The 2,659-nt window shown below is 76.0% G+C and carries 3 protein-coding genes; all 3 read left to right on the forward strand.

All coding sequences use genetic code 11. The features are described 5' to 3' along the window. The coding region (locus tag AB0H87_RS40395) for an HpcH/HpaI aldolase/citrate lyase family protein (RefSeq protein WP_360158694.1) at positions 1-364 on the forward strand (364 nt) is incomplete at its 5' end. Next, a complete protein-coding gene (locus AB0H87_RS40400) occupies positions 361-1,173 on the forward strand; it encodes a cyclase family protein (protein WP_360158697.1) in 813 nt (270 codons plus the stop codon). The genes AB0H87_RS40395 and AB0H87_RS40400, both read left to right, overlap by 4 nt. Further along, positions 1,170-2,567 (forward strand): MmgE/PrpD family protein, encoded by a 1,398-nt coding sequence (locus AB0H87_RS40405; RefSeq protein ID WP_360158700.1) that lies wholly within the window; start codon positions 1,170-1,172, stop codon positions 2,565-2,567. The genes AB0H87_RS40400 and AB0H87_RS40405 overlap by 4 nt, the downstream gene beginning before the upstream one ends. Positions 2,568-2,659 lie beyond the last annotated feature (92 nt).

Below are 2,659 nucleotides of genomic sequence, written 5' to 3' on the forward strand. Positions count from 1 at the left end.
GGGGCTCGCCTGGGCGCGCGGCTGGGTCGTCGTTGCCGCGCGGGCCGCCGGGCTGCCCGCGCCGGTGCAGAGCGTCTACACCGACGTCGCGGACCTCGACGGCCTGCGCGCGAGCACCCGGCAGGCCCGGGCCATGGGCTTCGTGGGCCGATCGGTGGTGCATCCGCGGCAGATCCCGGTGGTGCACGCGGTGTTCACGCCCTCGGCCGCCGAGGTCGCCGCCGCCGAGGCGGTGCTCGCCGCGCTGCGGCCCGGCGAGGCCGCCGTCCTGGACGCCGACGGCCGGTTCGTCGACGCCGCCGTGGTGCGCCGGGCGCGGCTCGTCCTCGATCTGCATGACCCGTCCACAGGAGGAACGCATTGACCGACGCCTTGCTCGCCGCCGTGACCGCGGGCGTCCGGCTCGTCGAGCTGGGGCACCCGCACTTCACCGGGATGCCCTGCTCCCCCAACCACCCGGGCTTCCGGATGAGCCTGATCCGCCGGCACGGCGACATGGTCCGTCCGGACGGCGGCTCCGCGGCCAACGAGATGATCGTGACCGGCGGGCACGTCGGCACGCACGTCGACGCCCTGTCGCACGTCAGCCACGACGGGAAGCTGCACGGTGGCGTGGACGCCGCGGCGGCGCAGACCGGGGGGCGGTTCTCCGCACTCGGCGCGGAGCACACGCCCGCCCTGCTGAGCCGGGGCGTGCTGCTCGACGTCGCGGCTGTGCACGGCGTCGACGTGCTGCCGGGCGGCTACGGCGTGACCGCCGCGGATCTCGAGGCCGCGGCGGCCAAGGCGGGTGTCGAGGTCGGCCGCGGCGACGTCGCGCTGGTCCGCACCGGTTGGGCACGGCATTTCGACGACGCCGCCGCCTATCTGGGCCAGGCGTCCGGGGTGCCGGGTGTCGACACCGACGGCGCGCGGTGGCTGGCCGCGCGCGGGGTGGTCGCGACCGGTTCGGACACCACGGCGTACGAGCAGATCCGGCCGGGTGCCGGGCACAGCGTGCTGCCGGTGCACCGGGTGCTGCTGGTCGAGGCCGGCGTCCACATCATCGAGCACCTCAACCTGGAGCACGCGGCGGCCGACGGGCTGACCGAGTTCGTGTTCGCGATGGCGCCGCTGCGGATCGTCGGCGGCACGGGCTCGCCGATCCGGCCGTTCGCGGCGGTGGCCGCGTGACCGCCCCCACCGTCGTGCAGCGGCTGGCCGCCGTCGCCGACGACATGCGCCGGCACGGGTTGCCGGATGCGCTGCGGGATGACGTGGCCCGGCGGGTGCTCGACCTGCTCGGCAACAGCCTCGCCGCGACCGGGCTGCCGCCCGCGCGCGCGGTCAGCGCGTACGTCCGGGACGCCGGCGGCACGCCCGAGGCGGTCGCTATCGGCACCGGGCTGCGCGTCCCGGCCGCGAACGCCGCGCTGGTCAACGGCACGCTGGCGCACTCGCTCGACTTCGACGACACCCACCTGCCGTCGGTGCTGCACCCCTCGTCGCCCGTCGTGCCGGCCGCGCTCGCGGTCGCCGAGGCCCGCGGTGCGTCCGGCGCCGCGCTGCTCGACGCTGCCGGGATGGGCATCGAGGTGGCGGTCCGGCTCGGCATGGGCGGCTACGACCGCGCGCTCGGCAACTCCGAGTTCTTCGAGCGCGGCCAGCACGCGACCTCGATCTGCGGCGCGGTCGGCGCGGCGGTGGCGGCCGCGATGGTCGGTGGCCTCGACGAGGCGGGCATCGCGCACGCGGCCGGCATCGCGGCGAGCATGGGCGCGGGGCTGCTGGAGGCCAACCGCACCGGTGGCACGGTCAAGCGGGTGCACTGCGGCTGGGCCGCGCACTCGGGCGTGGTCGCGGCGGAGCTGGCCCGGCACGGGCTGACCGGTCCGCCGACCGTGGTCGAGGGGCGGTTCGGCTTCCTGCACGCGTTCTGCGGTTCGCGGGCGGACGTCGACGCGGTCGTGGACCGGCTCGGCACGCACTGGGAGCTGCCGGGGATCTTCTTCAAGCCGTACCCGTGCAACCACTTCACGCACGCGGGCATCGACGCGGCGCTGGCGCTGCGGGCGCGGGGTGTCGACCCGGCGGCGATCGCGTCGATCGAGCTGGGCGTGCCCTCGCCGGTGCTGCGGACGATCGCGCAGCCGCCGGAGGACAAGGCCCGGCCGAAGTCCGGCTACCACGCCGCGTTCAGTGGCCCGTACACCGTGGCCGCCGCCCTGCTCGGTGGTGGCGGGCTGGGGCTCGGCCACGACGACTTCACCGACGCGGCGGCCGCCGACGCGGACCGGCTGGCGCTGGCCGCGAAGGTGACCTGCGTGCCGGACGCCCGCTGCGACGAGATCTTCCCCAACCAGTTCCCGGCGGTGCTGCGCGTCGTCACGACCGACGGCGTGCGGCACGAGGAGCGGGTCGACGTCAACCGGGGCGGGCCCGGCAACCCGTTGAGCTCGGCGGAGCTGGCGACGAAGTTCGCCTTCAACGCCGCGGGTGTGGCGCACCAGGACGAGATCGCCTCGGCCGTCCTGAACCTGGCGGCCGCGCCGGACGTAGCCGGCCTGATGGACCGGGTGCGGAGATGATCGAGCGGCTGGCCGCGATCGAGTGGGCCGCGGCGCCGTCCGCGGTCCGGGACCGGGTCGTCGACCTCGTCGCTGACACGATGGCGGTGGCC

Origin of the sequence: Asanoa sp. NPDC050611 (assembly GCF_040654855.1) — a bacterium.
In the GTDB taxonomy this organism is placed as follows: Bacteria; Actinomycetota; Actinomycetes; order Mycobacteriales; family Micromonosporaceae; genus Asanoa.